This is a genomic window from Endozoicomonas sp. ONNA2 (genome assembly GCF_024606365.1).
Taxonomy (GTDB): domain Bacteria; phylum Pseudomonadota; class Gammaproteobacteria; order Pseudomonadales; family Endozoicomonadaceae; genus Endozoicomonas.
Genome location: NZ_JAHHPO010000711.1, coordinates 1 through 1,616, shown reverse-complemented (window position 1 = coordinate 1,616; position 1,616 = coordinate 1). Strand labels below are relative to the sequence as shown.

1 protein-coding gene is annotated in these 1,616 nt (G+C 40.8%); it reads left to right on the top strand.

Annotated elements, in window-relative coordinates:
* The first annotated feature begins 146 nt into the window (after positions 1 to 146).
* Positions 147 to 1,586: a dynamin family protein gene (locus KDK14_RS12550; protein ID WP_257265478.1), complete on the top strand. Its 1,440-nt coding sequence runs from the start codon at positions 147 to 149 to the stop codon at positions 1,584 to 1,586.
* Positions 1,587 to 1,616 lie beyond the last annotated feature (30 nt).

Below are 1,616 nucleotides of genomic sequence, written 5' to 3'. Positions count from 1 at the left end.
TCGACGTTTATTATAGCAGCTGATTCATGACGTACGATCAGTGGTAATCAGGTAAACTATTGTTTGATTGCCCAGTGATTATGGTCGTGTAATTATCAGATTTGTTTTTTGAGTATCGGTCATGCTCATAATAATGGAGCGCTTAAATGAATGTTATTGGCGGTGCAGCCAGTCCACCCAGGCCATGCAATATCTGTACTGAAACAGATTTGAGTGAATTTGGCGGACGTTCGTTGGTCAAGACTTCGTGTAGCAAAACTCACCAGGTTCATTTGGACTGTATTATCAAGAGGTTAAAGGCGCAAGAATCAATTCCTCTGAATAAACGGCGCTGTTGTGAATCTGACCAACCCGCACTGCCACTGCGTCGTAATTCCGATTTCTTAGTGCAGAACGCCTGCAAAAATAATTATTTGGAATCATTAAGGTTACTTGGTCAGATACTTGAGCTGAATAAAGATACCCCGATAGAGAGCATTTACAGGGATAACAGGGATATTGCGATTGATATTCTATGTACACAAGCTTATCTGCTTTTGCGGAACTATCAGGATAATGTATTGAAAGAAATTGAAGATAAGGTGATGCCAAAAATTAAAAACTATCTTCCTCAACCTCCGAATATCGACAGTGGTCAAGCTAGCAATCCCTTTCTCCGGTTTAGTAATGCCATAGCCTCAACATCGATTGAAACTGAACTGAAAAAACTGGCCAGAATGGACATGGTCATTGCGGTAGGTGGTATGGTCAATGCTGGCAAATCAACAACGATTAACGCAATTGTCGGATTCGAATTATTGCCGGAGCGGAACACTCCAATGACTCTTATCCCTACACTGATTCGCCATAAACCTAATCAAAAGGTTCCGGATCTAAGTATTAAAGATCCACAGAAAATCAATAAGATGCTTAGCCAATTGCAATCCAGGAAACTTGATAAAGAACAGCAAAACAAAATCCCCATGGACGATTTTAAAAAAAATTACAAAGGCTCAGAGGAAATTTCCAGTACCCTAACCAAATTAAACGACTTGTTTTCACTTGCCGACGAACTTAAAGTGGAGAACCCTTTAAAAAATTATTGTCAGATTGACAGTATGCTTGCCATCTCCGTGGAATATTCAATCCTTCGCAACCATGATAACGTAAGGGCGAGAGGCCAATTGGTCCTGATGGATACTCCGGGGTATAACGAAACACGTTGGGGAAATCTAAGTGGCACTGTTCACAAAGAAGTCCGCAATCAACTGGGCAAGGCATCAGGGATAATAGGTTTGATGGAGCACTCGAAGTTTGATCAAACACAAGCAGGTAAATTTTGTGAAGAGCTTGGTGACATTGCCAGACAAAGTCGCTGTAACATCTCTGCTTGGGTCAATAAGTGGGATCAGGCGAATCATAATAGTACGACTGAAGAACAGTTAAAAGATGAACTGACTAAAAGTGGCGTGCTAACTCGTGACAATATATACACCATTTCCGCTCGCAATGCTTTACTGGCTAAAAATGCTATCAGGGAATTAGAACAAAACGGTGAGTTGCCCAATTGGGAAGAAAATCCTTTACCTGAATCCGTAAGGTTTTGATTGCACCGGAAGAATTTTACCAATTTAATA